This is a genomic window from Methylobacterium brachiatum, assembly GCF_900113845.1.
GTDB classification, from domain to species: Bacteria; Pseudomonadota; Alphaproteobacteria; order Rhizobiales; family Beijerinckiaceae; genus Methylobacterium; species Methylobacterium brachiatum.
This window is the reverse complement of sequence record NZ_FOQW01000006.1, coordinates 225,898-248,807: the sequence shown is the minus strand read 5'-3', so window position 1 is coordinate 248,807 and position 22,910 is coordinate 225,898. Positions and strand designations below refer to the sequence as shown.

Below are 22,910 nucleotides of genomic sequence, written 5' to 3'. Positions count from 1 at the left end.
CAACCGGCGGTTGACGCTTCGAAGCGTGGTTTCGATGCACCGGAGGGGCGGGAAGCGCGCCGCCGGGGCCGGAAACGCTTGCATCCGCGGCCCGTTTTAAGACCATGCGCCCTCGGGTCTCGGAGGCGGGCTTTGGACGGGGACGATCGGGACGAACAGACGGCGGGCGCATCCGCGCCGCCGGCACCCTGGGAATTCGTGCTGCCGGAGGAGACGGCCACGGAGGATCTCGGCCTGTTCCTGTCCGAATTCCTGCTCCCGGGCGACGTCGTGGCGCTCTCGGGCGGCCTCGGCGGCGGCAAGACCACCCTGGCGCGGGCGGTGATCCGCGAGCTCGCCGGCGATCCGCGCCTTGAGGTGCCGAGCCCGACCTTCACGCTGATCCAGCCCTATACGGCCCGCGATGGCCGGGCGATCGTCCACGCCGACCTCTACCGCCTGCGCGACCCCGACGAATTGGTGGAGCTCGGCTTCGAGGAGATGGCCGAGGACGCGATCACCCTGGTCGAGTGGCCGGACCGGATGCCGCCCCGCGACGGCCCGGTGCTCACGATCGACCTGTCCCTGCGGGCGGAGTTCGGCGCCGAGGCGCGCCTCGCCCGGATCGACGGCACCGGCGGCATGCGCGCCCGGCTCGACCGGGCCCGGGCGGTGCGCCGCCTGCTCGAGCGCAGCGGCTGGGACATCGCCGAGCGCATCCTGATGCAGGGCGACGCCTCGTCCCGCGCCTACGAGCGCCTGACCAAGCCCGACGGCACCAGCGCCGTGCTGATGATCGCCCCGCCCCGGCCCGACGGCCCGGCGGTCCGCGACGGAAAACCCTACAGCGCCATCGTGCACCTGGCCGAGAGCGTCCACGCCTTCGTGGCCCTCGACCGCGGCCTGCGGGCGCTGGGCTTCTCGGCCCCCAGGATCTACGGCGAGGACCTGCCCGAGGGCCTGCTGATCCTCGAGGATCTGGGCAGCGAGCCCGTGGTCGAGGGCGGCGCGCCCCGGCCCGAGCGCTACACCGAGGCGGTGCGCCTCCTCGCCAAGCTCCACGCCACGCCTCTGCCGGCGGTGCTGCCGGTGGCGGACGGCATCGAGCACGTCCTGCCGACCTACGACGAGGCGGCTCTGCTGTTCGAGGCGGAGCTGATGCCCGAATGGTACGCGCCGGCGATCCGGAACGTCACCCTGTCGGCGGACACCCGGGCCGAGTTCGTGGCCCTGTGGCGCGCGGCCCTGCAGAACGCGATCCCCGACCGCGCCACCTGGACCTTGCGCGACTACCACTCGCCGAACCTGATCTGGCTGCCCGAGCGCGACGGGCTGGAGCGGGTCGGGCTGATCGATTTCCAGGACGCCGTGATGGGCCACCCGGCCTACGACGTCGCCTCGCTGCTGCAGGATGCCCGGGTCGATACCAGCGCCGAGTTCGAGCTGCGGCTGCTCGGCCTCTATGCCCGCGAGCGCCGGAGCCGGGACCCGGCCTTCGATGTCGGCGCCTTCGCCACCGCCTACGCCCTGCTGGCCGCCCAGCGGGCCACCAAGATCTTAGGGATCTTCGCCCGGCTCGACCGGCGCGACGGCAAGCCCGGCTATCTCGCCCACCTGCCGCGGATCGAGGGCTATCTCGCCCGCAACCTCGCCCATCCGGCGCTGGCCGAGCTGCGGGCCTGGCACGCGGCGCATCTGCCGGGCCTCGTCGCTTCCGACTCCGAGTCCTAGGACTCATGTCTATCGACATCGAGTCACGCGCGAAAAAAACGGGATCCCAAAGGGCCGGGGGCCCTTTGGCAGGGTTCGGGACGGCGTCCCGAGGTTCACAGGGCTCTGCCCTGCACCCGCAAAAGGTCCCAGACCTTCTGAAACCATGATCATCAACGCCTGATCCGGATTCCCGCATGAGCGAGCCCGCCCCCGCCGTCACCCGTGCGTTCGTGCTGGCCGCGGGCCTGGGCAAGCGCATGCGGCCGGTGACCGCCACGGTGCCGAAACCCCTGGTGGAGGTGGCCGGCAAGGCGCTCCTCGACCACGCCCTCGACCGGGCCGCCGAGGCCGGGATCGAGACCGCGATCGTCAACGTCCACTACCTGCCCGACCTGATCGAGGGGCACCTCGCCCGCCGGACGGGCGGGCCCGCCATCCAGGTCTCGGACGAGCGCGCCGCGCTGCTCGAGACCGGCGGCGGCATTCGCAAGGCGCTGCCGCTGCTCGGCGACGCGCCCTTCGTGGTGCTGAACTCGGATTCGTTCTGGCTCGAAGGCCCGGCCCCCAATCTCCGCCGGCTGATCGACGCCTGGGACCCGGCGCGCATGGACGCCCTGCTGCTGGTGGCGCCCACCGCCACCAGCCTCGGCTACGACGGCGCGGGGGATTTCCTGATGGACGCGGACGGCCGCCTGGAGCGCCGCGGCGAGCGCGAGGTCGCCCCGTTCATCTATGCGGGCGTGGCGATCCTGCAGCCCGGCCTGTTCGCCGACACGCCGGAGGGGGCCTTCTCGCTCAACCTGCTGTTCGACCGGGCAATCGCGGCCGGGCGCCTCTCCGGCATGCGCCTCGACGGCCAGTGGCTCCATGTCGGCACCCCGGACGCGATCCGCGCCGCCGAGGAGCGCGTGCAGGCGAGCGCCCGGGCCCCGTGAAGCCGGTCGTTTCGGGCGCGGCACAATCGGTCTTGCCAAGCCCGATCCGACCCTCTAGAAGCCCCTTCACACCGGCGGGCCAAGCCCCGCCGCCGTGACAGGCGCCCGTAGCTCAGCTGGATAGAGCACCAGACTACGAATCTGGGGGTCAGAGGTTCGAATCCTTTCGGGCGCGCCATCACTCAGCGATCATCTCAAAACCTGCCGCATGCACCGGGGTAACGCTGGGAGTAACAGCGAAAACGCCCGGCGACGGCTGTCGCCCGCGCAGGATGCGCGCGGGGCCGCCAACCAGTGATCCCTACCCTGTCACGGTAGCGTGCTTGCAGGCGCCTCCTGGCATCTGCATGCGCTGGCCGGGGGAGCGGGATTCGAACCTGCAATCAGACCGTTATGAGCAGTCGGCTCGCACCGTCCGATGATGGACTGGTACCGCCGGGATGGATGGACAGCGGGCCCACGCCGCCTACCATCGGAAGTTGCGACCCCGGCCATGGAGCTCAGAATGAACCCCGACGAGGAGGTCCAATGGCTGCGGCTGCGTATCCTCGCGCTGGAAGCGAAGGCCTCCGAGGCGGAACGCCAGATCCGCAAGTTAGGCTGGGGAATGCTGTTTCTGCTGGCCGTCGCCTGCGCGGACTTCATCCGCATCTTCGTCGGATAGGCGCCCCCTCGACTTCGATCGGCATTGCCAACCGTCAGGCGCATAGCGTGCCCTCCGCCAGCTTCATCAGCGCGACGACGAGCGCCACCGACATATCGTCGAGGTCGGCGTAGCCGTTGATCGGCCCTCTTACCTGTTCCTCGGCCTCAGGGAGCGGGTCGAGCCTCGCGCGGCATCCAGCCTTGGCGGAGGATGTCCGGCAACCGCCAGACGGAAGGCCCGCCACGCGCGTCCGGATCGCTCCCGCGGCCTGGACCAAGCCTCTGTTGCAGCCCATGCCGTCCGCGTCGCACGCGGCGTCGCCGTAGGGCATCGATGCGATCGTGCCTGGCGATCAGCCGGACCGGTTCGGGCGAGGCCGCGGAACGCTCGGCGGTGCGTAGCGCTGGCGACGGCCGGCGCGGTCCCCAGCGGGGCCGCGAGGATGGCGCCGAGCGCGGCGCGGCGGGTCGAGGCAGCCATCAGGCCCTCTCCCCGGCCTTGCACAACGCTTCCGGGCGGTGCGCGTCGAGGCGCTTAGCCATGGCTGACAGCACCTTGCTGGTGAGCCAGATGTCTTCTGGATCCATGGGATCTGAGGTCGCGGCTACGCGATTGGGCACGCTGGCCCGGAGGGCCCAATCCCGAATGTCCCCTTCCATGCCATCGACGGAGTGGAATGCAGGATGATGGCTCATGCCGCCCGCCCGACATGGAATTTGGGAGGCAGGGGCCCGAGTCCTTTCGGGCGCGCCATTCTTACAAAATCTTGAGCGGATGCGGGTACATGACCCTGTCCCGCGGACGGCGATCAGCCAACCTTCGGATCAAGCACGGTGCGCGACCGAGACGTCACCGAGGGCCTCTGTCCTTCTGAAACGCCCGGCCGGACGCGAACGGCCGGGCGCATCCGCCGCTCAGGCGACCCGTTGTGCGGCTGAGCCCAGGCCGAGCTCGGCGCGGAACAGGGCTTCCATTTCGCGGCGGACGCGGATCGCCGGGTGGTTGGCGTCGTAGGTCACGTCGCTCCAGCGCACCGCCCGGCCGGCGGGGACGTCGTGGGTCAGGACCAGGTTATGCGCGAGCCCGATCGGAAGGGCGTCCTGCGCGAGAGAATCGGTCGTCGGCATCAGCTTGCCGTAGACCGTGAAGCCGCCCTCGCCGTCGAGGCGCTCGCCGGCCTTCAGGGGGCGCTTGGCGGTGGCGGCCACGTCGCCGCGCCAGGCGCCGGTGGCGCCCGTGGCCTCGCCGCGGACCGCGATGGAGGCGACCGAGATCCCGAGCTCGAGGCCGATCAGGTGGTAGGGCTTGTAGGTGGCGGCGTAGCGGCCGCTGGCGTCGGTCTTGAGCCCGTATTGCGCGAAGCAGTCCTGCACGTAGCGGCTCGGCGCTGCGAACACCGCGAAGACGCCCCAGCGCAGGTCGCGGAACACCGGGCGCCCGTCCCGCTCCAGGGAGGACACGACCTCGACGGTGCCGCGCTCGGTCAGGATGCCGCCATCCGCCACCGGCCGCAGGAGCGTGGGCAGGTCGTCGACGCCGCAGGCCGGGAAGGCTAGCCCGTCGCGCGGCGGGGTCAGGTCGCAGGCATTGGCCACCGCGGCCATCTCCAGGGCCGACTTGGTGCCGTCCAGGAAGGAGTTGAACATCTGCGGGTTGAAGTCGCCGCCCGCGACCTGCTCGGCGCTGAAGCCGTAATGCCCCCAGACCGTGTCGGGGGTGGAGGCGTGATAGGCCGGCAGGTACTTCGTGCCCTTGCCGGCGCAGATGACCTCCAGCCCGATGGTGCGCGCCCAGTCGACCAGCTCGGCGATGAGCGCCGGCTGGTCGCCGGAGGCCATGGAGTAGATCACCCCGGCCTCCGCGGCCCGGCGGGCCAGGAGCGGGCCGGCCAGCACGTCGGCCTCGACGTTGACCATGATGATGTGCTTGGCGTGCGCGCAGGCCTTGAGGGCGTGGTGGATGCCGGCGGCGGGGCTGCCGGTGGCGTCGATCACGATGTCCACGAACGGGCTGGCGATCAGGGCGTCGGCATCGTCGGTGACGCAGGTCGCGCCGGTCCGGGCGGCCTCCTCCGGGGTCGGGGCCGCGAAGCGGGCCTCGTCCCAGCCCACCCGGCGCAGCGCCTGGCGGGCCCGGTCGGGCGACAGGTCGGCCAGGGCGGTGAGGTGGATGCCCGGTGTCCGGGGCGCCTGCGACAGGTACATGGAGCCGAACTTGCCGGCGCCGATCAGGCCGACGCGGACGGGGCGGCCCTCGCTGGCGCGGCGCTGCAGCTTGGCGAACATCGACATGGCGCTCTCCCGGCGGTGTGCCGCGGTCGGTCGAGCCTTCGGGCCCGTACCCGCCGCGTTGCATCCTCGTGCGAGCCTGGCATTATCATGCATTGCCGTGCGCGCCCATGCGACGGCGCAGGCGCGCGGCCCCGGACGGGCGGCGCCTATCCCCCGGCGCGGCTCTCCTGCTCCCGCTCCAGAAGCCATCGGCGGAAGGCGCGGATCTTCTCCAGGTCCCGGTCGCGTTCGCGGTAGCAGATGAAGTGCAGGTCCCGGTACAGGCTCTCGAGCTGGCCGTCGCCGAGCCGCACGAGCTGGCCGGCGCGGAGCTCGTCCTGCGCGAACCGCAGGCTCTCCAGCGCGACGCCGAGGCCTTGCACCGCCGCCGCGATCACCAGGGAGCCGCGATCGAAGGCCGGCCCGGAGGCCGCGGCCGGGGCGGAGAACGCGTTGCGGGCGAACCAGTCCGGCCAGCGCACGGGGCTGAACGAGGAATCCAGCCGGGGGAAGCGCTGGGCCGTGGCGGGCTCGATCGGCCCGAGGGAGCGGGCCAGCTCCGGCGCGCACAGGGCCGCGATCTCCTCCAGGCCCAGGGCCTCGACCGTCAGCCCCGGGCCGCGCGGCGGCCGGCCATAGGCGATCAGGATGTCGATCTCCGCGTGCCGGCCGAGGTCGATCGGGTCGGCGTTGCTCGACAGCCGGATGCCGATATCGGGATGCGCCTCCACGAAATCATGCAGCCGGGGGCCGAGCCACTTGGCGGCGAAGCTCGGGGTGCAATGCACGGCCAGCGCCGAGGGCGGCGGCGGGCTCAATTCGGCGCAGGCTGCCTCGATGGCGTCGAAGGCCTGCGCGAGGCCCGCGCTCAGGCGCTCGCCGTCGGCGGTGAGCGTCGCCTGCCGGTTGGCGCGCCGGAACAGGGCACGCCCGAGGTTGCGCTCCAGCGCACGGATCTGATGGCTCACCGCCGAGGGCGTCAGGTGCAGCTCCTCGCTCGCCCGGGCGAAGCTGCCGAGGCGCGCGGCCGCCTCGAAGGCCCGCAGGGCGGGGAAGCTCGGGATGCGGCGCATCGGGCGATCCATGAATTGGATTCACGAAAACCGTGAAAACTCGTCGTTTGTCAATGTCGGGGCCCGGCACGATAGTGCCTGTCAGACCGCGAAGACGGCCGAGGACGGCCCGATGAGAGGACGCGTCATGCTCGACGACCAGGCCCACGGCAGCGACATCGCCATCGACCTGCCCAACGACAGCGCCGGCCGCAGGCGCACCTCGATCTACCAGCCCGAGCAGGCGGGCCTGATCTTCCCGGAGATGCCGGAATTCGCCAGCCACGCCGAGGCGCGGGAATACCGCAAGCAGCACCTCGTGGCGGCCTGCCGGGCCTTCGCGCTGCACGGCTTCGACTACGGCTTCGCCGGGCACCTCACGATCCGCGATCCGGAGCGTCCGGAGCTGTACTGGACCAACCCGATGTGCGTGCACTTCTCGCAGGTGCGGATGTCGAACCTGATCCTGGCCGACCACAAGGGCGACGTGGTCGAGGGGCGCTACGCGATCAACCGCGCGGGCTTCGTGCTGCACGCGGCGGTGCACGACGAGTATCCCGACGTCATGGCGATGTGCCACGCGCACACGACCTACGGCACCGCCTGGTGCGCCACCGGCCGGCCGCTCGACATGATCAGCCAGGACGCGGCCGCCTTCTACGACAGCCACGCGGTGATCGGCGCCTCGGCCGGGGCGGTCGCGGTCGAGAAGGCGAGCGGCCTCTCGGTGGCCCAGCAGATCGGCCGCAACCGCGGCGTGCTGCACCAGAACCACGGCCTGCTGACCTGCAGCCGCCACAGCATCGACGACGCGGCGTTCTGGTTCATCGCCCTGGAGCGGGCCTGCCAGCAGCAGCTCCTGGTCGAGGCGACCGGCATCAAGCCGCAGCTCCTGTCGGAAAAGACCGCCCGCTACAGCCGCGAGCATGTCGGCAGCGACTACATCGGCTGGCTGCACTTCCAGACGCTCTACAGCCACATCGCCGCGACGCAGCCCGACATGTTCCAGTGACGCCGGCGCGGTCCGGCCGCGAACGCATCCGCTTCTCCGAAGGGCCGGCCGCCACGCCGGCCCTTCCGCTGTCGGCGGCCGATTTGCCTGTCGACAACCCGGAATCCCGGAAACCTTCCGGCTGTCGCGATCGTCGTCCTGGCGTCGCCAGGGCAACGCGGAGGCCGTCATGATGGGATTGGGCGTGTTCTGTGTGGTGGCCGGCGCCGGCCTGGCCGCCGCCTCCCTGTGGGCGCCCCGGCACCGGGCTCTCCTCGAAGGGATGGGCGGATGCCTGTTCCTGGCCGGGCTGGGCTGCGCCGGCGCGGACCTGGCGCTGGCGTCCTGATCCGGGCGCCGGGCGGGCGCGATACCGGGGCGTTTGGGCCGGTGGGGTTGCCAAGCTTGACCATATAGGCCAGCCTGTACGTAAGTAATGCGTCCCGATTGGAACTGCCTAGGAGTGCCAATGCTGGTCAATCACGAGCGCCGCCTGCTCAATAAAGCCGCCGGGTCCGACAACTATCGGATCTCCATTCAGCGGAATCCGGACGCGTCCTGGCCCGGTGATCACAGCAGACTCACGGCTCTCGAGAGTATCGGCCATCTGGAGCGGGTCGGGGTCAGCGACGGCCTCGCCACCTGGCAGATCACCGCCACGGGGCTGACCCAGCTTCAGGCGCTCGTTGGGGGAGCCGCCTGATGGCCTCGATCAAGATCCGCGCGACCGATGACGGCACCTTCGTGGTCTATCGCAACGGCGCGGCGGTCGCCTCCGGGCTGACCCGCGACCAGGCCGAGCGCTGCGCGTCGATCCTGGGCTGGATCGCGCCGCATTCCTGAGCGGGGCCGCCGGTAAGGGACCGTTAACCCTGCCGGCCTAGCCTGGTCGGACCAGCCGATCGCTGGCCTTCCACGCCCATCCGATCTCGCCCCTCAACACGGATGGGCGTGGAAGCCGAATTCCGGTCAGAGCGCGCGCGCGTAGCCGGGGCGCAGGTCGATCGCCTGGGCGGTGGCCTGAGAGAGCCGCACCTCGGTCAGCGTGACCTCGGCCCCGTCCTTCACAGCCTCCTTGACGATCTGGACCCCGCTGTCGGGATCGTCCGCGATGACCGCGTAGAACACCGTCAGCAGGTTCTCCGGGGCGTCCTCGTCCCGGCGCGCGACCTTCACGATGAAGGCGGTTTGGTTCGGCTCGATCATGGTAGGCGTTCAGTTCCGTCCTGGGCCGCGCTGAGGGCGGCCGCCGCCGAACGCGATACCGCGTCGGCGAGAGAAAATGGATCCCGACAAGGATTTGCCGCCCCGGCCGGTCGACCCGGCGCCGGACGGCCCGGGACCGTCAGGCCGCGGTCAGGCGCTTGGTGTTGAACGCCACGTGCTCGCGGTAGCGGGCGATCACCGTCTCGGGCGAGCCGCCCAGCATGAGCGTGGTCATGGCCTCGCCGGCGGCGTGCATCTTCTCGGTCACCATGGATTGCGCCTCGGCCAGCCCCTCGCTGCCGCCCCAGGCGAGCCGGACCAGGCGCAGTTCGATCACCCGCTGGGCCTCGATCGCCAGCATCATCGACGAGAAGAAGGGATTGTACACGGCTCACTCCGAACCGCGGCAGATGCGGCGGGGATGAAACGCGGCGCTCGCCCGGAATGATCCACCGGCCGCACGCGGGTCCGGCCCGCGTTTCGGGCCGGACCCGCGTGCCGGGGGCGACTCACCCGCGGGCGAGGCGGTCGCGGATGAGCGCGTGGAGCGCGCGCAGGTCGCTGCCGAACTGCCGGATGCCCTCGGCGAGCTTCTCCGTGGCCATCGCGCTCTCGTTCATCTCCCAGCGGAACGAGAACTCGTCGGTGGCCGGCACCTCGGGCGCCTCGCCGTAGGAGTCGGGCGAAAGGGCGCGGGGGAGGTGGCCCTCCGTCGCGGCGAGTTCCTCCAGGAGCTTGGGCGAGATGGTCAGGCGGTCGCAGCCCGCCAGCGCCTGGATCTGGCCGATGTTGCGGAACGAGGCGCCCATCACGACGGTCTTGATCCCGCGCGCCTTGTAGGCGGCGTAGATCGCCCGCACCGACTGGACGCCCGGATCCTCGGCGCCCGTGTAGGTCTTGCCCTCGGCCTTGGCGTACCAATCGGTGATCCGCCCGACGAAGGGCGAGATCAGGAACACGCCGGCATCCGCGCAGGCCATGGCCTGGACCAGGGAGAACAGCAGCGTCAGGTTGCAGTCGACGCCCTCGCGCTGCAGCACGCGGGCCGCCTGGATGCCCTCCCAGGTGGAGGCGATCTTGATCAGCACCCGGTCGCGCGCGATGCCGCGCTCGTCATAGGCGCGGATGATCGCCCGGGCCTTCTCCACCGTCCGGTCGGTGTTGAACGACAGGTTGGCGTCGACCTCGGTGGAGACCCGGCCGGGCACGAGCTTGGTCAGCTCGGCGCCCACCGATACGGCGAGCCGGTCGGCCACCGCCTGGACGATGTCCTCGGTCTCGCCGCCCTGCTTCTTGCCCCAGGCCACGGCCTCGTCGACGATCGGGGCGAGCCCTTCCATGCCGGCCGCCTTGAGCAGCAGCGAGGGATTGGTGGTGCAATCGACTGGCTTGAGCTTCTCGATGGCGCCGATGTCACCGGTATCGGCAACCACCACGGTCATGGTGCGGAGTTGATCGAGCAGCGATGTCATAGCGTACCTCGTGGATTGGCGCCCGGCCGACAAGGCCGCCGCACCCGTGCGCCCGGAGATATAAGACGCGCCCCGGAGCGCTTCGACGCCCGGTGGGTCCAGCCGAATCGCCCGGCGAGCGCGCCCGGGCGGATCCGTACCACGGCAGGGCCGGATCAGCCGACCGAGCGCCAGTCCCGGAGGGAGAGGGACCAGGCCTGGGCCTCGTTATAGGCCACGGCCACCCGGCCGTGACTGAGGATCTTGGCAAGCATGACCCGGTCGCCCAGCGCAGTGATCTGGATCACCGTCGGGCCGTAGCCGGCATCGCCGACCAGGCAGGTTCCGACCTGCCAGCCCTGCTCGCGGCAGATCTCCGCCGCGCAGCGGTGATCGTGCCGGGTCACGGATTGGCGCTGCGGGCGGCCGGCTGCGGATAGGCCGGGTTGCCGCCCGGAACCGCGCTGCTGTTGGAGGGCGAGGTCGCGCCGCCCGTGCCGCTCTCGCTGCCGGTGACCTGCTTGCGCGAGGCCGCCTGGCTCTGGCTGGCGTAATCCGGGGGCGAGCTCGCGCCCTGCCACATCATCAGCCCGGCGAGCGCGGCGACCATGAGCCCGACGCTGGCGACCAGCACGTAGAGCGCCGGCCGGCCACGCTTGCCCTGCCGGCCGTCCTGACCGGAGAGTTGTTCTGCCATCTTGGAACCTCGTTGACCCGCCGTTGCGGGGTCTGGAACGCTCGCCGCCGACGGGGATGCCGGTTCGGCACCGGCAGGCGCGGGGAATCGAAGGCTTGGAGCCGGGTCCGGTCGCAACGCGACCGGTTCGGGGGAGGAACAGGCCGCCGGACGGATAGGTCCGCCCCTGTGGCCTTATGCATCGGCTCGGCGGTGCGGAGGGGCGAAGCTCAGGCGGTGAAGACCAGCAGCAGGGCGCCGAGGCTGCCGAGCGCGGTGACGCTGATGCCGCTCACGAAGGCGACGTCCCAGCCGGCGAACTTGTTCGTGACCGGCGCGAACCGGTAGGCGGAATGCGTCACCAGCGCGCCGAGCACCGCGAGTGCCAGCGCGACCGACATCAGAATTGTCATGGGGTTTGATCCTTGCCCGTCAGTGGCGGGACTGACCGACCCTCCGCGGATACGTGCAACGGGTCAGCACGCGCAAATATCCGCCCGGCGCAAAACTGTTGCGTGTCGCTGGCTGTCGAACGCGCGCATCGGCCGAGGCCCGCCCGGCCCCGCGATTCCCGCCCGCCATCGGCCGCCGCCACGATTGCGCCCGCGCGGGCGAAGGCGGATCCCGGGCGCCGATACCACCGCTTCAAAACGGCGAAGACTACTTCTGGTCGATAATAACCGCCCCGATGGTGCAGGCATACCAGTAAAAATAACGTAGGTCAGGGAACCAGCTTGTGCGCAACCCGTTTTTGCCCCGCTGCCGACACGGCAGGGCAAGCGCCAGGGGGCGAACGCGAAAGACCAGGCCGTCCGGCGCCAGCGTCCAGTGCCGAACCGTACAAATATCGGAGAGGCTTGCCGGCCGATCTGCCGCAGATCACGCAGTCGTGATCGGATAAATCATCCGGCGATTATAGTCCTTTCGTACCATTGATTGCGCGAGCGCGGCGCACATCTGATGGCCGATCCAGGGTCTTCTCAGGAACGGCGAGGTGCCCGTGATCGAGCGCGTGAAGAGACCGTCCGCCGAGCGCGTCAAGGCGTCGGTCAAGGAGGCCATCGGCAAGCTCACCGGGGACGCCCGGGTCGAGGCCGAGGGCCGGCGGCAGAAACAGGCGGCCCGGCCCCCCAAGCCGGCCAAACCCCGCACCGACTGACCCCGGTCTCAAGCCGGCGGCCCGTCCGGGCACCATCCCCATCGAACACACACCCCACGGAGAACGACATGGTCGACATCGACAGGATCACGGGCGCCGCCAAGGACCTCGGCGGCAAGGTGCAGGGCGCCGTCGGCGACCTCACCGGCTCGCGGAGCGACTCGGTCGAGGGCCGCTTCCGCGAGGCCAGCGGGCAGGCCGAGAACCTCTACGGCCAGGCCAAGGACACGGTCCGGCACGCGGCCGACGAGGCTGCCGACTACGCCGAGGACGCCTATGAGCGCGGTGGCCATTACCTGCGCCGGGGCACCCGCGAGGTGAGCCATCAGGTCGCCGAGTACCCGCTCGCCTCCCTGCTCGTCGCCGGCCTCGTCGGCTTCGGCCTCGGCCTCCTGGTCAGCGCGAACCGCGACTGATCCCGGCTTCCACTTCCACAGACGACCGACGACCCGGAGCAAGAGCGTGACCACCATCCAAACCACCGCGTCCCCCCTGGCCGCAGGCGCGTCCGCCGACACGCGCGCGATCCTGCTCAACCAGGTTTCCTGGGGGGCGATCTTCGCCGGTGCCGCCACCGCCCTGGTCACCCAGGTGATCCTGAACCTGGTCGGCGCCGGCGTGGGCCTGGCCTCCTTCGGGCCCAATGCCGCCGACAACCCGGCCGCCTCGACCGCCTCCATGGGCGCCGGGATCTGGTTCGTGGCCTCCGGCATCGTCGCCTCGCTGGTGGGCGGCGCCATCGCCGGGCGCCTGTCCGGCAAGCCGCTGCCGGGGACGGCCGGCCTGCACGGCCTGGTGTCCTGGGCGGTGACCACCCTGGTGGTGCTCTACCTGCTGACCTCCGCGGTCGGCGGCCTCATCGGCGGCGCCTTCAGCGGCGTGACCGCCACCCTGGGCGGGGCCGGATCGCTCGTCGGCGGCACCGTGCAGACGGCCGCCCAGGCCGCCGCGCCGTCGCTCGCCAAGATCACGAACCCGCTCGACGGGATCGAGAGCACGGTCCGCCAGCAGGCCGCCGGCCAGGACCCGCAGGCCGCCCGCGACGCCGCTGTGGCGGCCGTGAAGGCCCTGTTCACCGGTGACCCGGCCCAGAAGCAGCAGGCCGAGAGCCGCGCCGCGGACGCGCTGGCCAAGGCGCAGAACATCCCGGTCGAGCAGGCCCGCCAGCAGGTCCAGGACTACGAGAAGCAGTACGACCAGGCCGTCGCCACCGCCAAGCAGAAGGCCGAGGCCGCCGCCGTCGCCACCAAGTCGGCCGCGACCCAGGGCGCCTTCTACGCCGCCCTGGCGCTGGTCCTCGGCGCGCTCGCCGCCTTCCTGGGCGGTCGCTTCGGCGCCCCCAAGCCCGTCACCCTGCTCGGCGCCTACGAGACCCGCCGCGCCTGAACCCGATCGGTCCCCGCCCGCCGGCGGGACCCCTCTCGACCGGCACAAGCCGGCCATTCCGCCCCCTCGAAGGAGATGTTTCGATGAGCAGCACCACCGACAAGATCAAGGGCCTGGCCAACGAGGCCGTGGGCAACGTCAAGCAGGCCGCCGGCAACGTGACCGGCAACGACAAGCTCGTGGCCGAGGGCAAGGCGCAGGAGCTCAAGGGCGAGGCGCAGAAGACCGTGGGCGACGTCAAGGACGGCGCCAAGAACCTGGCCGACAAGGTCACCGGCCGGAACTGATTCCGTTCGGCGGGGCCGGCAGGACCGGTCCCGCCCCGACCAACCCCACACCCAGGAGAGCAGCATGAACCGCGACCAGATCCGGGGCGCGTCCCGCCACGTGAAGGGCCGGGCCCAGACCACCCTCGGCGGCCTCACCGGCGATCCGGGCCGGCAGGTCCGCGGCGCCGTGAACCAGGTGGCCGGCGGCGCACAATACGTCTACGGGCGCGCCCGGGACCGCGCAGAGGATCTCGCCGAGGACGGCCGCCACCTGGCTCACGCCGCTTCCGAGCGCGCCGACCACCTGATCGACGACGGCCGCCGCTACGCCCGCGAGGCCCGCCGCCGGGGCGAGACCTACGGCCGTCAGGCGGTCCGCTACGCCGACACCAACCGCACCAGCACCCTGCTCGGCATCGCCGCCCTGGCCTTCGCGGCCGGCTGGCTCACCCGCCGCAGCCACTGATCACGCGCGTGACGCGGGGACGTGGATATCGGGTTTCCGAAACCATCCGGCGGTAAGCTAGTACCGGCGCCCGACGATCGCCCGGCCTCCGCGAGGGGCCGGGCGGGTTCCGGCGCGGGTGGGGGAGAGGGCCGATGAGGCGATTCGGCAAGCTTCTCCTGCGTCCGGAGATCGTCTTCCTGATCCTCGCCATCGGGCTCGGGCTCGCCGCCGCCGGGGCCTACTGGGCCTCGCGCGCCACGGTGCTGACGGTGGCGGTCGCCCCGCGCGACGGCACCGAGCCGGCGGTGATCCAGGCCTATGCCGACGCCCTGGCGAAGCGGCACAAGGAGATCCGGCTCAAGATCCTGCCCTTCGACGACGTGCGCGACAGCGCCGAGGCGCTCCGCGACGGCCGGGCCGACCTGGCGGTGGTCCGCCCCGACGTGGCGCTGCCGGATAACGGCCTGACCCTCGCCATCCTGCGCGACCAGGCCATGATCATCGCCTCGCCCGAGGCCTCGGAGATCACCCGCTTTCCCGATCTCGACCGCAAGCGCCTCGCCATCCTGGCCCACCGGGACGCCGACGAGACGCTGATCCGGTCGATGCTGGCCCATTACGGCCTGACGCTCGCGAGCCAGGACAAGGGCGGCCCGCTGCCGCCCCGGCAGGTCGCCCTCGTGGAGGTCGCCGAGGCCGACCTCACCGCCGCGCTGACCCGCAAGGAGGTCGATGCCGTGGTCTCGGTGATCGCGCCCACCGCCCCGACGGCGCAGCGCATCGTCGAGAGCGTCCAGGCGGCGAGCCGCAGCCGGAAGGTCGCCTTCGTCGATGTGGAGAATGCCGACGCCATCGTGGCCCGGATGCCGCGCCTCCAGATGGTGAGCATGCCGGCCGAGACCTTCGGGGGCAGCCCCAAGGTGCCGGAGGAGGACGTGCACACGGTGGGCGCCTCCTACCGGCTGATGGCGCGCGCCAGCCTGTCCCGCTCGGTGGCGGCGGACGTGACCCAACACCTGTTCGAGCTGCGCAGCGGCCTGGCGAACGTCACCGCCGCCGCCGACTACGTCCAGGCCCCGGCCTACGAGAGCACGTCCGGCGCCACCAGCGCCCGGCTGCCGATCCATCCCGGCGCGGTCGATTATTTCGAGCGCGAGCAGCAGAGCTTCGTCGAGCGCTACGAGACCTGGATCTACCTCGTCGCCTTCCTGGGCGGCGGCATCGGCTCGGCCTTCGCCTGGGTCGGGCAGCGCCTGTCCCGCCTGCGGCGCGAGCGGATCGAGGAGGCGACCGACCGGCTCCTGGCGATCCGGCAGGAGGCGCAGGACTCCCCCGATCCCACCCGCCTGGTGACGCTCGCCCGCGAGATCGACGACCTCGCCGGCGACATCGCCCGGCACGCCCTGGAGCGCCCGACCGAGGGCCGGACCCTGTCGGCGGCGGCCATCGCCATCGACGCCGCCCGCTCCACGATCAAGCGCGCGATCGCGGTCGGCCGGCACGGCGACGACGCCCCGGCTCTGGCCGGCCAGACCGTCACGGCCGGGCCCGAGCTCTCCTGACCGGCGCCCCTCAGGGCGCCTTCCGGCGGGCCTGGGCGGCGGCCCATTCCCGGTCGCGCTCGGCCTGGGCGGCGCGCTGCTCGGCGGCGTAGGCCTCCTGCTCGGCCCGCTCCCGCTTCCGCTTGAGCTCGGCCGAGGCGGCGGCCCGCTTCTTCCAGGCCTCCGTCTCGGCCTTCTGGCGCCGCAGCTCCTCGACGGTGATCGGCTTCACCGGCTCTTTCGGCTGCGCCCAGGCGAAGGGCCGCCGCGGGGAGGGCGGCGGCCGGCGCGGCGGCTCCGGTTCCGCCGCAGAGAACCGCGGATTGCGCAGTGACGCGGCGGCTTCCGTCAGCGTCAGGCCGGCGCCGGCCGCGATGCGCTCGGCGGCGGCCCGCGCCGCTTCCCGCTCGCCCGCGGTGGCCCCCCGATTCGCCAGGGCGAGGCACTTCTCGAAGCGGTCGCGCTCGGCCGGCGTCATGGCGGGTTCCGGATCGGCAGATTCGGCGCGGTCTTAGAGCCTCCCGGCGGCTCTGTCCCGCCCCCGGCCGTCGCAGCGGCGCAATTCGGGCCGGCCGCGGTCCTTGTCCGCCCCTCACCGGTTGTTCAGGAGCGACCGGGCGAGGAGGTGCAGGGTCGCGCCGAGGCCGAGCGCGCAGGTCGTGACCACCAGGACCTGGAGCCCGCTGATGCCGGGCCGCGGGCCGAAACTGTAGGCCAGCAGCGAGCCGCAGGACCCGGCCGAGACGACGCCGGACGCGATGGTGTTGAGCCACGTCGCGGAGAGGCGGCGCCGTTCATCGTTGATGTCGCCCATGGCCGGCTCCCGTCGCGGGCGAGGTCTGGTTTATTGTCATAGGAAAGGAATTATTACCAGAAGTTGTGACCCGCCGCAAGGGCCTGAGCCGAGCCCGCCGCCGTCAGGTCGCCCCGGTCCGGCAGCGGGCATAGCCGCGGGAGATGAGCCGACTCTGCTGCGCCACGCGCCGCTCCACCGCGTCGAGATCGGTCAGCGCATCGGTGATCGCCGCCACCAAGGCGTTCCAGGCATCGCCCCGCGCGGCGCGGTGATAGGCCAGCGCGATCGCCTCCGCCTCGGTGAGCCGAATCTCCGGGGGCGGTTCGTGCGGATGTGCGAGCATGGCCATTCCGTTCCAGTGAGAACATATGACGAACAAAGCGCGGAAGCCGCCCCGGTTCAACCCATCCGGCGCCGCCGGTCCGGATTCCGGTGGAGGGCTGTTGATCGATTCCCGAAAGCGCAATCCCGGCGCGGGCTTACCGCGCCCGCCCGGATCGCGTCAGCCGGCATGGACCGGCAGCAGCAGGGTGACGGTGGTTCCGCGCCCGGGCTCCGAGTCCAGCTGCAGGTCGCCCGACCAGCCGACCACGATGCTGCGGACGATGGCGAGCCCCAGGCCGGTGCCCTGGCCGGTCGCCTTGGTGGTGAAATACGGGTCGAGGGCGCGGGCCGCGACGGCGGCGGACATCCCCTGGCCGTCATCGATCACCCGGAGCCGCATCCGCGGCCGCGCCCCGCCGGCCGCCCGATCGCCGTCGATCCGGTCGACCTCGACCCGCATCCGCGTCGCCCCGGCCTGCACGGCGTTCTGGAGCAGGTTCAGCAGGATCTGGGTCAGCTCGCCCTGGAGGGCCAGGACCTCGGTGTCGCGGTCCCGGATCGCCACCGCGAACGGCTCGCGCAGCATCGGCCGGATGAAGGTGCAGGCGGTCGCGACCGCGGCCCCGAAGGCCAGGCTCTGGGGCGCGATCGTCTCGCGCCGGACATAGCCCAGGATGCCCTGGATGACGCCGACCGCCTGGATCGCGCAGGCCTCCACGGTTTCGAGGTCGGCCCGCTCGGGCGGCCGCCCCTCAGCGAGATCGGCCAGCATGATCTCGGTCATGCCGCGCACGGGCTGGAGCAGGTTGTTGAGCTCGTGCGCCACCGAACCGACGAACTGGCCCAGCGTCTCCAGGCGCTGGCGGTCCCGCTCGGTCCGGTCGCGCTCCTGCTGCCGATGCTGCTCGAGCAGGTCGATCTTGGTCTGGTAGGCCACCGCCGCGGAGACCATCAGGGCGCTCAGGCAGGCCGACATGCGCCGGATGATCTCCGGCCGGTTGATCGGCACGCCCTGGTCCGACAGGGCCAGCGCCGCACCCTCATGCAGCCCGGCGATCTCGTCGAGGGAGATGTCGTCGGTGATCGCCAGGCGGCCGAGTTCCTCGATGTCGAGGAGCGGCGCCTCGTCCGCGGTGGCGACGTAGCGCGCCATGCCGTCGGTGTAGCGCAGCAGGAGGTTTCGCATGCGGCCTCACGCCCGGAAGGCGACGCACAGGACGCCGCAATCGTCGCTCTGGCGTCCGTGGCTGGCCATCAGGTCCGCGGCGAGCCGCTCGGGATCGGCGCGCGCCGCATCCGGCTCCAGGTCCACCGGCCGGAGCCCGTCGGTCCACAGGACCAGGATGTCGGCGGCGGTGAACGGGACGACCAGGGGCTTGAGCGGGCGCAGGCCCGCCCCGACGATCCCCGGCATGCCGTCGAACCGCAGAGTCCGGGCGGCGAACAGCGCGCCCTGGATGTTGCCGACGGCGGCCGTGGTGATGGTCCTGGCGGCGGGATCGATGCGCACCAGGGCCGCCGCGGCGCCGCGGGTGTGGCGCATGGCCCGGTCGGCGGTGGCGAGCCGCTGGGCCGGCTCGAGTCCCACCTGGCCCTCGACCAAAGCGAGCAGGCTCCGGGCGGCGTGATGGGCGTCCGGCCCGTGCCCGAGGCCGTCGACGATGCAGGCGAAGGTCGCGTCCCCCTCCTGCCACCAGGCCACCAAGTCGCCGCAGGCGGTCTCGCCGGGATAGACCCGTGTGGCCGCGGCGATCCGGGGGATCGGGATCACCGGATCCGGGCTCATGGCCGCCGCACCAGGCAGACGATGCGGGTCCCTTCCCCGACCCGGGTGGTGATCGTGAAGCTATCGACCAGGCGGCGCGTCCCCGGGAGGCCGCAGCCCAGGCCGCCGCGGGTCGAGAAGCCGTCCTCCATGGCGAGGGCGAGATCGGGGATCCCCGGGCCGTCATCCTCGGCCACGAGCTCGATCACGGACGCGTCGGGCGTATCCTGCGCGGTCAGGCGGATCAGCCCGCCGCGCGTGGTGTGGAGGACGAGGTTCATGGCGAGTTCGGAGACCGCCGTGGCCAGGCCGTGCGCCCGCACGGTGCTGAAGCCGTGGCGCAGGGCGAGCCGGCGCGCCTCCTGGCGCACCTCGGCGGCGTCGATCTCGCTCGTGACCCGCAGCGCCACGACCTCCGGCCCTACGACGTCCGGCCCCGGGATGGCCGGCCCGAGGACGGCCGGGTCCGGGAAGCCCGGCGACCGGCTCATCGCCGCCTCGTCATGCCGGCCCGGACCAGGGTGTGGCCCGGACAGGTCTCGATCGTCAGGTCGTCCATCAGCTTGTGCACGGCGGCGAGGCCGAGGCCGAGGCCGCCCCCGGTCGAGTATCCGCGTGTCAGCGCGCCGGCGACGTTGGCGATCCCCGGCCCGCTATCCTCGACCTCGATCACGATGCTCCGCTCCAGGGCCGTCAGCCGGGTCAGCACCCGGCACGCGCCGCCGCCGGCATAGATCAGGGCGTTGCGGGTGAGTTCGGAGACCACGGTGGCCAGGCGGGTCTGATCGACGGTGCCGAAGCCGATCGCCGCGGCGGCGCCGCGGCTCGCCTGGCGTGCCCGCAGGATGTCGTCCTGAGCCCGGATGTCCACGACGGCCCGGGTCTCGTCGCCCGGCGGCGGCTCCGGTTCGGAGCGATCAGGCGGTCGGAACTTCGTCATGGCGACCTCCGCGGGAAGCCACCATCCGACCGACCTTGGCCACCCCGCCTTCGAGATCGAAGGCGGTCTCCATGTCGATCATGTCCCGGCCCATCTCCACGAGCGTCAGGGCCACGGCCGGCTGCATGCCGGCCAGGACCGCGACGCCCCCCATGATCTTCACCATCTTGGCCGTTTCCGAGAGGATCCGGGCCATGTACGAATCCACGACGTCGGCCGCCGTGATGTCGATCACGAGACCGTCGGCCTTGCCGGCCTGGATCAGCGCCAGGGCGTCGATCTGGAGGTCCATCACCTGCTGGTCGGTCAGGTCGGCCGGCAGGGAGGTGAGGAGGACGCGGCCGAGCCGGAGGATGGGAACGCGCATCAGAGCATCGTCTCGTGCGCGCCCTTGGCATGCGGGCCGAGAAGCCGGAAGGCCTCGGCCAGGCCCGCCCGCAGCGTCCCCCGGGTGATCATGTTGGACAGATCCACGTCGAGCTTCACGAGGGTCTGGGCCGCGTCCGGGCTGATGCCGGTCACGATCACCTGGGAGCCGAGCAGGCGCGCGGCCTCGACGGTCTTGGTCAGGTGCAGGGCGACGCGGCTGTCGATCAGCGGCACGCCGGTCACGTCGAGGATCGCGATCCGCGCCTCCTCCCGGGAGAGCGCCTCCAGCAGCCATTCCATCACCTGACGGGCGCGCTGCGTGTCGATGATCCCGACGAGCGGCATCAGGATGATGTTGCGCCAGATCGGCAGGGCCGGGGTCGCCAGGTCCAGCAGCGCCCGGCCCTGGCGCTTGATGATCTCCTCGCGGGTCTCGACGAAGGCCGCGAAGGTGATGAGGGCGAGCCGGTCCACCACCGCGTCGAGGGCGGTGCGCATCCTGTAGAGCTCGGTCGCCTTGGCGCTGGTCTCGCGATCCAGCATCTCGCCCGCGATCGTCTTCAGCGACAGGATCAGCGTGGCGGTCTCCATCGGCGTCAGCCCGTCGCGGACGCAGGCGGCGCTGATCGTGGCGGCCTGCTCCTCCACGGCCTTGAAGGCGGGCCCGGCGCCGTCGCCGTCGTCCAGGAGGAAATAGGCCGTGAGCTTCTCGACCAGGGTGCTCAGCTCGAGCTTGAGCAGCTGGAGCGAGCCCGGCTGCGCCCCCGGCGCGGTGTCGCGCAGCTTGGCGAGCCACGCGTCGAGGACGCCCGCCCGGTTCTGTTGGAGGATCTGTCCGACGCCGTGCATATGTTCGATCACTCCTTGGCGTCCGATGGGGCGAGGGCGGAGATGGCGGCCAGGAGTTCCTGCATGCCGACCGGTTTCATCAGCACGCGGTCGGCCCCGACGCGCGCGGCCTCCTCCATCGAGAAGAGCTGCGGTGCCCGCGGGGCGCCCCCGGTGATCGCGATGATCGGCAGGCCGGGCTTGTGCGCCTTGACCCAGCCGATCAGCGTCAGCCCGTCCCGCCCGGGCATCCAGAGGTCGGTGACGAGGATGTCGAAGGGGCGGCTGCCCAACAGGGCCTCCGCCTCGGCGGCGGACCCGCATTCCTCGACCCTGTGCCGGCCCCGCTCCAGAAACCGCCGGACCGTCATCCGCACGACGGCCACGTCATCCGTCAGGAGGACCGATGCCATAGATCAATCCTCCTGTCATGAATGCTGAAAGTGTGCATCACAAGCCTGACGTTCAGGGCAGATGCATCTGGTAGAATGCGATGTTTCAAAATTCTCTAAAACAACTCGATATCATTATTTTGTTTTGCCGCGCTTCTCGGGGGTGACGGTCCCTCGGAAAGTGCAATTTCTGCAAATGATCTAGCGTCGGGCCAAGATTTCGTCAAGGGATTCGACAGATCCAGTGCGTGAAGATGCGTGCGGGCGGCGGCAAAAATACCTTCCAGATGCTGCAGGCGCTGGCGCGTGACGTCCTGAAACTGGATCGACCCGATGAGCCGGACGATCGGCTGGGCGATGCGGGCGCTCTCTTCCTGGACCTTCACCAGCGTGTCCCGCTGGTGGGCGACCAGGCGCTCCATGTTCTCCGTCAGGCTGGCGATCGCCGAGGCGATCTTCATCAGCTCCCCGCGCTCGCTCTCGACCCGGTCGGTCACCAGGCTGGCGAAATTCTCGCGGATGGAGACGCGCAGGCTGGCGAGATCCTGGGCGATGCGGGTCGCGGTCCCCGCGGAGGCGCTCGAGAGCTCCTTGACCTCCCGCGCCACCACGGCGAAGCCCGCGCCGGCCTTCTCGGCCCGGGCCGCCTCGATCGTCGCGTTCAGGGCGAGCAGGTTGGTCTGGCGGGCGATGGCCTGCACGCCGTCGGTCGCCCGGGTGAGCTGGGCGGTGGCGACGTCGAGCTCGTCGAGGCGCTGCCGGCAGGTCACCACGTCCTCGTCGCGGCGGACCAGGAAGTCGCCGATCAGCTGGCGATTCTCGGTGAGCTGCTGGTCGGTCTGGTCGACGATCTCGACCACCCGGGTGTTGGAGCCGGACAGGTCCAGGAAGGCGAGCAGCTCGCTCATGGCGCCGTCGACCTCCCGCAGGCTGGTCATGATGTCGTAGGCGGCGGCCTCGGTCTCGGTGGTGACCGAGGCCGTGTCGGTGGCGGCGCGCTCGAACAGGCGGTCGTAGACCGCGAGATGGTCGGCCAGGGTGGCCTGGATCTCGGCCGGAATCTCGGCCGGGACCGCTGCGCGCCCCGCCGCCCGTCCCGCCGCCGGTCCCGTCGCCTCCTGCGCGCCGGGATCGTCCTGCCGCGATTCCGCTTGCGGCGCCTCCGCGGACGCCCGGTGCGCCGGTGCCTCCGGGCTCGGCGACGGGCGGCTCAGCACCGCCGAGACCCAGCTCGCCCCCCAGCTCGCCGCGAAGCCGAGGGCCGCCAGGGCGGCGACGCCCGGCACGGGCCCGAACGCCACCGTGCCGGCGGCGGCGAGCACCAGGGCCGACAGCCCGGCGCAGAGCGGTCCGGACCATCGGAGCGCGAGGGGGGGAGGGGCCCAGGCCACGATCAGGCTCCGGGGACCAGCTGGCGGATCACCTTGAGCAGGGCATCCGGGTCCACCGGCTTGACGATCCAGCCCGTGGCACCCGCCGATTTCGCCTCGTTGCGCTTGTCCTGCTGGGACTCGGTGGTCAGCATCAGGATCGGGATGAACTGCAGGCCCGGGAGCTTGCGCACCCGGCGGATCAGCTCGATGCCGTTCATCGCCCCCATGTTGAGGTCGGTGATCAGCAGGTTGGGCTTGGTGCCGCCCTGCAGCGTCGTGACGGCTTCCTCGCCGCTCGCCGCCTTGACGACGCCGAGGCCGGCCTTGCTCAGGATGCCCTCGATGCTCATCAGCATGGTCGGGGAATCGTCGACAATCATGATCGTCGTGGCCAAGAGGGT

34 protein-coding genes and 1 tRNA gene are annotated in these 22,910 nt (G+C 71.3%); 14 read left to right on the top strand and 21 right to left on the bottom strand.

What is annotated here, in order from left to right:
* Positions 1-132 precede the first annotated feature (132 nt).
* The 4 genes from BMZ47_RS09340 to BMZ47_RS28495 all read left to right on the top strand — a co-directional run bounded on the left by BMZ47_RS09340 (position 133) and on the right by BMZ47_RS28495 (position 3,291).
* Positions 133-1,710 (top strand): bifunctional tRNA (adenosine(37)-N6)-threonylcarbamoyltransferase complex ATPase subunit type 1 TsaE/phosphotransferase, encoded by a 1,578-nt coding sequence (locus BMZ47_RS09340; RefSeq protein ID WP_007567580.1) that lies wholly within the window; start codon positions 133-135, stop codon positions 1,708-1,710.
* 176 nt (positions 1,711-1,886) lie between these two features.
* On the top strand, positions 1,887-2,627 hold the full coding sequence (locus tag BMZ47_RS09335) for a nucleotidyltransferase family protein (RefSeq protein WP_091861094.1): 741 nt from the start codon (positions 1,887-1,889) through the stop codon (positions 2,625-2,627).
* Positions 2,628-2,728: 101 nt separating this feature from the next.
* Positions 2,729-2,805, top strand: a tRNA-Arg gene (locus BMZ47_RS09330).
* Between the two features lie 327 nt (positions 2,806-3,132).
* Positions 3,133-3,291, top strand: coding sequence for a hypothetical protein (locus BMZ47_RS28495; protein WP_163006140.1), 159 nt, complete (start codon positions 3,133-3,135; stop codon positions 3,289-3,291).
* Positions 3,292-3,325: 34 nt separating this feature from the next.
* Here BMZ47_RS28495 and BMZ47_RS09325 read toward each other — a convergent pair whose 3' ends face one another.
* The 3 genes from BMZ47_RS09325 to BMZ47_RS09310 all read right to left on the bottom strand — a co-directional run bounded on the left by BMZ47_RS09325 (position 3,326) and on the right by BMZ47_RS09310 (position 6,616).
* Positions 3,326-3,604 carry a hypothetical protein gene (locus BMZ47_RS09325; RefSeq protein WP_091861092.1) on the bottom strand — a complete coding sequence of 93 codons (279 nt, stop codon included), beginning with the start codon at positions 3,602-3,604 and terminating at the stop codon, positions 3,326-3,328.
* A gap of 583 nt (positions 3,605-4,187) precedes the next feature.
* Positions 4,188-5,564: an NAD(P)H-dependent oxidoreductase gene (locus tag BMZ47_RS09315; RefSeq protein WP_091861088.1), complete on the bottom strand. Its 1,377-nt coding sequence runs from the start codon at positions 5,562-5,564 to the stop codon at positions 4,188-4,190.
* 146 nt (positions 5,565-5,710) lie between these two features.
* The gene (locus BMZ47_RS09310; protein ID WP_091861085.1) at positions 5,711-6,616 is read right to left on the bottom strand and encodes a LysR substrate-binding domain-containing protein; all 906 of its coding nucleotides are present in this window, start codon (positions 6,614-6,616) and stop codon (positions 5,711-5,713) included.
* A gap of 112 nt (positions 6,617-6,728) precedes the next feature.
* Between BMZ47_RS09310 and BMZ47_RS09305 the strand changes: the two genes are divergently transcribed.
* The 4 genes from BMZ47_RS09305 (at position 6,729) to BMZ47_RS28485 (ending at position 8,429) form a co-directional block, all read left to right on the top strand.
* Positions 6,729-7,607 carry a class II aldolase/adducin family protein gene (locus BMZ47_RS09305; protein WP_244424291.1) on the top strand — a complete coding sequence of 293 codons (879 nt, stop codon included), beginning with the start codon at positions 6,729-6,731 and terminating at the stop codon, positions 7,605-7,607.
* A gap of 169 nt (positions 7,608-7,776) precedes the next feature.
* Entirely contained in the window at positions 7,777-7,935 is a 159-nt protein-coding gene (locus BMZ47_RS29120; protein WP_007567548.1) for a hypothetical protein, read from the top strand.
* Positions 7,936-8,055: 120 nt separating this feature from the next.
* Positions 8,056-8,289 carry a hypothetical protein gene (locus BMZ47_RS09300; RefSeq protein ID WP_007567547.1) on the top strand — a complete coding sequence of 78 codons (234 nt, stop codon included), beginning with the start codon at positions 8,056-8,058 and terminating at the stop codon, positions 8,287-8,289.
* Positions 8,289-8,429 carry a hypothetical protein gene (locus BMZ47_RS28485; RefSeq protein WP_007567546.1) on the top strand — a complete coding sequence of 47 codons (141 nt, stop codon included), beginning with the start codon at positions 8,289-8,291 and terminating at the stop codon, positions 8,427-8,429. The genes BMZ47_RS09300 and BMZ47_RS28485 overlap by 1 nt, the downstream gene beginning before the upstream one ends.
* Before the next feature lie 126 nt (positions 8,430-8,555).
* On the opposite strand, the gene BMZ47_RS09295 is transcribed toward BMZ47_RS28485, so the two are convergent.
* The 6 genes from BMZ47_RS09295 to BMZ47_RS09270 form a co-directional block, all read right to left on the bottom strand.
* On the bottom strand, positions 8,556-8,792 hold the full coding sequence (locus BMZ47_RS09295) for a hypothetical protein (RefSeq protein WP_007567545.1): 237 nt from the start codon (positions 8,790-8,792) through the stop codon (positions 8,556-8,558).
* Between the two features lie 139 nt (positions 8,793-8,931).
* Positions 8,932-9,180: a hypothetical protein gene (locus tag BMZ47_RS09290; RefSeq protein WP_007567544.1), complete on the bottom strand. Its 249-nt coding sequence runs from the start codon at positions 9,178-9,180 to the stop codon at positions 8,932-8,934.
* Positions 9,181-9,301: 121 nt separating this feature from the next.
* Positions 9,302-10,264 carry a transaldolase gene (tal, locus tag BMZ47_RS09285; protein WP_091861082.1) on the bottom strand — a complete coding sequence of 321 codons (963 nt, stop codon included), beginning with the start codon at positions 10,262-10,264 and terminating at the stop codon, positions 9,302-9,304.
* A gap of 155 nt (positions 10,265-10,419) precedes the next feature.
* On the bottom strand, positions 10,420-10,650 hold the full coding sequence (locus BMZ47_RS09280; RefSeq protein ID WP_007567542.1) for a DUF7241 domain-containing protein: 231 nt from the start codon (positions 10,648-10,650) through the stop codon (positions 10,420-10,422).
* Entirely contained in the window at positions 10,647-10,940 is a 294-nt protein-coding gene (locus tag BMZ47_RS09275; protein ID WP_007567539.1) for a lipase chaperone, read from the bottom strand. Before BMZ47_RS09275 ends, BMZ47_RS09280 begins: the two co-directional genes overlap by 4 nt.
* Positions 10,941-11,149: 209 nt before the next feature.
* Complete coding sequence (locus BMZ47_RS09270; protein WP_007567537.1) at positions 11,150-11,332, bottom strand: hypothetical protein; 183 nt, start codon at positions 11,330-11,332, stop codon at positions 11,150-11,152.
* Positions 11,333-11,931: 599 nt separating this feature from the next.
* On the opposite strand from BMZ47_RS09270, the gene BMZ47_RS09265 reads away from it, so the two are divergent.
* From BMZ47_RS09265 to BMZ47_RS09240, 6 genes are all read left to right on the top strand, one after another.
* Entirely contained in the window at positions 11,932-12,078 is a 147-nt protein-coding gene (locus BMZ47_RS09265; protein ID WP_244536772.1) for a CsbD family protein, read from the top strand.
* A 68-nt stretch (positions 12,079-12,146) separates the two neighbouring features.
* Entirely contained in the window at positions 12,147-12,494 is a 348-nt protein-coding gene (locus BMZ47_RS09260; RefSeq protein ID WP_007567528.1) for a CsbD family protein, read from the top strand.
* Between the two features lie 46 nt (positions 12,495-12,540).
* Positions 12,541-13,464, top strand: coding sequence for a PhnA-like protein (locus tag BMZ47_RS09255; protein ID WP_091861078.1), 924 nt, complete (start codon positions 12,541-12,543; stop codon positions 13,462-13,464).
* A gap of 83 nt (positions 13,465-13,547) precedes the next feature.
* Positions 13,548-13,751, top strand: a complete 204-nt coding sequence (locus BMZ47_RS09250; RefSeq protein ID WP_007567512.1) for a CsbD family protein — start codon at positions 13,548-13,550, stop codon at positions 13,749-13,751.
* A 64-nt stretch (positions 13,752-13,815) separates the two neighbouring features.
* The gene (locus BMZ47_RS09245; RefSeq protein ID WP_007567510.1) at positions 13,816-14,199 is read left to right on the top strand and encodes a CsbD family protein; all 384 of its coding nucleotides are present in this window, start codon (positions 13,816-13,818) and stop codon (positions 14,197-14,199) included.
* Positions 14,200-14,333: 134 nt separating this feature from the next.
* On the top strand, positions 14,334-15,743 hold the full coding sequence (locus BMZ47_RS09240) for a TAXI family TRAP transporter solute-binding subunit (RefSeq protein WP_007567507.1): 1,410 nt from the start codon (positions 14,334-14,336) through the stop codon (positions 15,741-15,743).
* 10 nt (positions 15,744-15,753) lie between these two features.
* On the opposite strand, the gene BMZ47_RS09235 is transcribed toward BMZ47_RS09240, so the two are convergent.
* The 12 genes from BMZ47_RS09235 to BMZ47_RS09180 form a co-directional block, all read right to left on the bottom strand.
* Positions 15,754-16,200, bottom strand: a complete 447-nt coding sequence (locus BMZ47_RS09235) for a hypothetical protein (protein ID WP_091861075.1) — start codon at positions 16,198-16,200, stop codon at positions 15,754-15,756.
* Between the two features lie 114 nt (positions 16,201-16,314).
* Complete coding sequence (locus BMZ47_RS09230) at positions 16,315-16,536, bottom strand: hypothetical protein (RefSeq protein WP_007567504.1); 222 nt, start codon at positions 16,534-16,536, stop codon at positions 16,315-16,317.
* 103 nt (positions 16,537-16,639) lie between these two features.
* Complete coding sequence (locus BMZ47_RS09225; RefSeq protein ID WP_007567503.1) at positions 16,640-16,867, bottom strand: hypothetical protein; 228 nt, start codon at positions 16,865-16,867, stop codon at positions 16,640-16,642.
* A gap of 153 nt (positions 16,868-17,020) precedes the next feature.
* Positions 17,021-18,028, bottom strand: a complete 1,008-nt coding sequence (locus BMZ47_RS09220; protein WP_091861072.1) for a sensor histidine kinase — start codon at positions 18,026-18,028, stop codon at positions 17,021-17,023.
* Between the two features lie 6 nt (positions 18,029-18,034).
* Positions 18,035-18,628 carry a SpoIIE family protein phosphatase gene (locus tag BMZ47_RS09215; RefSeq protein WP_007567500.1) on the bottom strand — a complete coding sequence of 198 codons (594 nt, stop codon included), beginning with the start codon at positions 18,626-18,628 and terminating at the stop codon, positions 18,035-18,037.
* Complete coding sequence (locus BMZ47_RS09210; RefSeq protein WP_091861069.1) at positions 18,625-19,098, bottom strand: anti-sigma regulatory factor; 474 nt, start codon at positions 19,096-19,098, stop codon at positions 18,625-18,627. The genes BMZ47_RS09215 and BMZ47_RS09210 overlap by 4 nt, the downstream gene beginning before the upstream one ends.
* Positions 19,095-19,547, bottom strand: coding sequence for an ATP-binding protein (locus tag BMZ47_RS09205; protein ID WP_050731966.1), 453 nt, complete (start codon positions 19,545-19,547; stop codon positions 19,095-19,097). The genes BMZ47_RS09210 and BMZ47_RS09205 overlap by 4 nt, the downstream gene beginning before the upstream one ends.
* A complete protein-coding gene (locus tag BMZ47_RS09200; RefSeq protein WP_007567495.1) occupies positions 19,525-19,914 on the bottom strand; it encodes an STAS domain-containing protein in 390 nt (129 codons plus the stop codon). The genes BMZ47_RS09205 and BMZ47_RS09200 overlap by 23 nt, the downstream gene beginning before the upstream one ends.
* On the bottom strand, positions 19,914-20,765 hold the full coding sequence (locus BMZ47_RS09195) for an STAS domain-containing protein (protein WP_091861066.1): 852 nt from the start codon (positions 20,763-20,765) through the stop codon (positions 19,914-19,916). The genes BMZ47_RS09200 and BMZ47_RS09195 overlap by 1 nt, the downstream gene beginning before the upstream one ends.
* Positions 20,766-20,773: 8 nt before the next feature.
* The gene (locus tag BMZ47_RS09190) at positions 20,774-21,157 is read right to left on the bottom strand and encodes a response regulator (RefSeq protein ID WP_007567491.1); all 384 of its coding nucleotides are present in this window, start codon (positions 21,155-21,157) and stop codon (positions 20,774-20,776) included.
* Between the two features lie 95 nt (positions 21,158-21,252).
* Positions 21,253-22,527, bottom strand: coding sequence for a methyl-accepting chemotaxis protein (locus BMZ47_RS28480; protein WP_167369017.1), 1,275 nt, complete (start codon positions 22,525-22,527; stop codon positions 21,253-21,255).
* A 2-nt stretch (positions 22,528-22,529) separates the two neighbouring features.
* Positions 22,530-22,904, bottom strand: a complete 375-nt coding sequence (locus BMZ47_RS09180) for a response regulator (protein WP_007567488.1) — start codon at positions 22,902-22,904, stop codon at positions 22,530-22,532.
* Between the last annotated feature and the right edge of the window lie 6 nt (positions 22,905-22,910).

Bases quoted from the DNA above. Each gene is read 5' to 3' on its own strand.
- BMZ47_RS09335 (WP_091861094.1), top strand. From the start codon at position 1,887: ATGAGCGAGCCCGCCCCCGCCGTCACCCGTGCGTTCGTGCTGGCCGCG.
- BMZ47_RS28495 (WP_163006140.1), top strand. From the start codon at position 3,133: ATGAACCCCGACGAGGAGGTCCAATGGCTGCGGCTGCGTATCCTCGCG.
- BMZ47_RS09325 (WP_091861092.1), bottom strand. From the start codon at position 3,604: ATGCCCTACGGCGACGCCGCGTGCGACGCGGACGGCATGGGCTGCAAC.
- BMZ47_RS09315 (WP_091861088.1), bottom strand. From the start codon at position 5,564: ATGTCGATGTTCGCCAAGCTGCAGCGCCGCGCCAGCGAGGGCCGCCCC.
- BMZ47_RS09310 (WP_091861085.1), bottom strand. From the start codon at position 6,616: ATGCGCCGCATCCCGAGCTTCCCCGCCCTGCGGGCCTTCGAGGCGGCC.
- BMZ47_RS09305 (WP_244424291.1), top strand. From the start codon at position 6,729: ATGAGAGGACGCGTCATGCTCGACGACCAGGCCCACGGCAGCGACATC.
- BMZ47_RS29120 (WP_007567548.1), top strand. From the start codon at position 7,777: ATGATGGGATTGGGCGTGTTCTGTGTGGTGGCCGGCGCCGGCCTGGCC.
- BMZ47_RS09300 (WP_007567547.1), top strand. From the start codon at position 8,056: ATGCTGGTCAATCACGAGCGCCGCCTGCTCAATAAAGCCGCCGGGTCC.
- BMZ47_RS28485 (WP_007567546.1), top strand. From the start codon at position 8,289: ATGGCCTCGATCAAGATCCGCGCGACCGATGACGGCACCTTCGTGGTC.
- BMZ47_RS09295 (WP_007567545.1), bottom strand. From the start codon at position 8,792: ATGATCGAGCCGAACCAAACCGCCTTCATCGTGAAGGTCGCGCGCCGG.
- tal (WP_091861082.1), bottom strand. From the start codon at position 10,264: ATGACATCGCTGCTCGATCAACTCCGCACCATGACCGTGGTGGTTGCC.
- BMZ47_RS09275 (WP_007567539.1), bottom strand. From the start codon at position 10,940: ATGGCAGAACAACTCTCCGGTCAGGACGGCCGGCAGGGCAAGCGTGGC.
- BMZ47_RS09270 (WP_007567537.1), bottom strand. From the start codon at position 11,332: ATGACAATTCTGATGTCGGTCGCGCTGGCACTCGCGGTGCTCGGCGCG.
- BMZ47_RS09260 (WP_007567528.1), top strand. From the start codon at position 12,147: ATGGTCGACATCGACAGGATCACGGGCGCCGCCAAGGACCTCGGCGGC.
- BMZ47_RS09250 (WP_007567512.1), top strand. From the start codon at position 13,548: ATGAGCAGCACCACCGACAAGATCAAGGGCCTGGCCAACGAGGCCGTG.
- BMZ47_RS09245 (WP_007567510.1), top strand. From the start codon at position 13,816: ATGAACCGCGACCAGATCCGGGGCGCGTCCCGCCACGTGAAGGGCCGG.
- BMZ47_RS09240 (WP_007567507.1), top strand. From the start codon at position 14,334: ATGAGGCGATTCGGCAAGCTTCTCCTGCGTCCGGAGATCGTCTTCCTG.
- BMZ47_RS09235 (WP_091861075.1), bottom strand. From the start codon at position 16,200: ATGACGCCGGCCGAGCGCGACCGCTTCGAGAAGTGCCTCGCCCTGGCG.
- BMZ47_RS09230 (WP_007567504.1), bottom strand. From the start codon at position 16,536: ATGGGCGACATCAACGATGAACGGCGCCGCCTCTCCGCGACGTGGCTC.
- BMZ47_RS09225 (WP_007567503.1), bottom strand. From the start codon at position 16,867: ATGGCCATGCTCGCACATCCGCACGAACCGCCCCCGGAGATTCGGCTC.
- BMZ47_RS09220 (WP_091861072.1), bottom strand. From the start codon at position 18,028: ATGCGAAACCTCCTGCTGCGCTACACCGACGGCATGGCGCGCTACGTC.
- BMZ47_RS09215 (WP_007567500.1), bottom strand. From the start codon at position 18,628: ATGAGCCCGGATCCGGTGATCCCGATCCCCCGGATCGCCGCGGCCACA.
- BMZ47_RS09210 (WP_091861069.1), bottom strand. From the start codon at position 19,098: ATGAGCCGGTCGCCGGGCTTCCCGGACCCGGCCGTCCTCGGGCCGGCC.
- BMZ47_RS09205 (WP_050731966.1), bottom strand. From the start codon at position 19,547: ATGACGAAGTTCCGACCGCCTGATCGCTCCGAACCGGAGCCGCCGCCG.
- BMZ47_RS09200 (WP_007567495.1), bottom strand. From the start codon at position 19,914: ATGCGCGTTCCCATCCTCCGGCTCGGCCGCGTCCTCCTCACCTCCCTG.
- BMZ47_RS09195 (WP_091861066.1), bottom strand. From the start codon at position 20,765: ATGCACGGCGTCGGACAGATCCTCCAACAGAACCGGGCGGGCGTCCTC.
- BMZ47_RS09190 (WP_007567491.1), bottom strand. From the start codon at position 21,157: ATGGCATCGGTCCTCCTGACGGATGACGTGGCCGTCGTGCGGATGACG.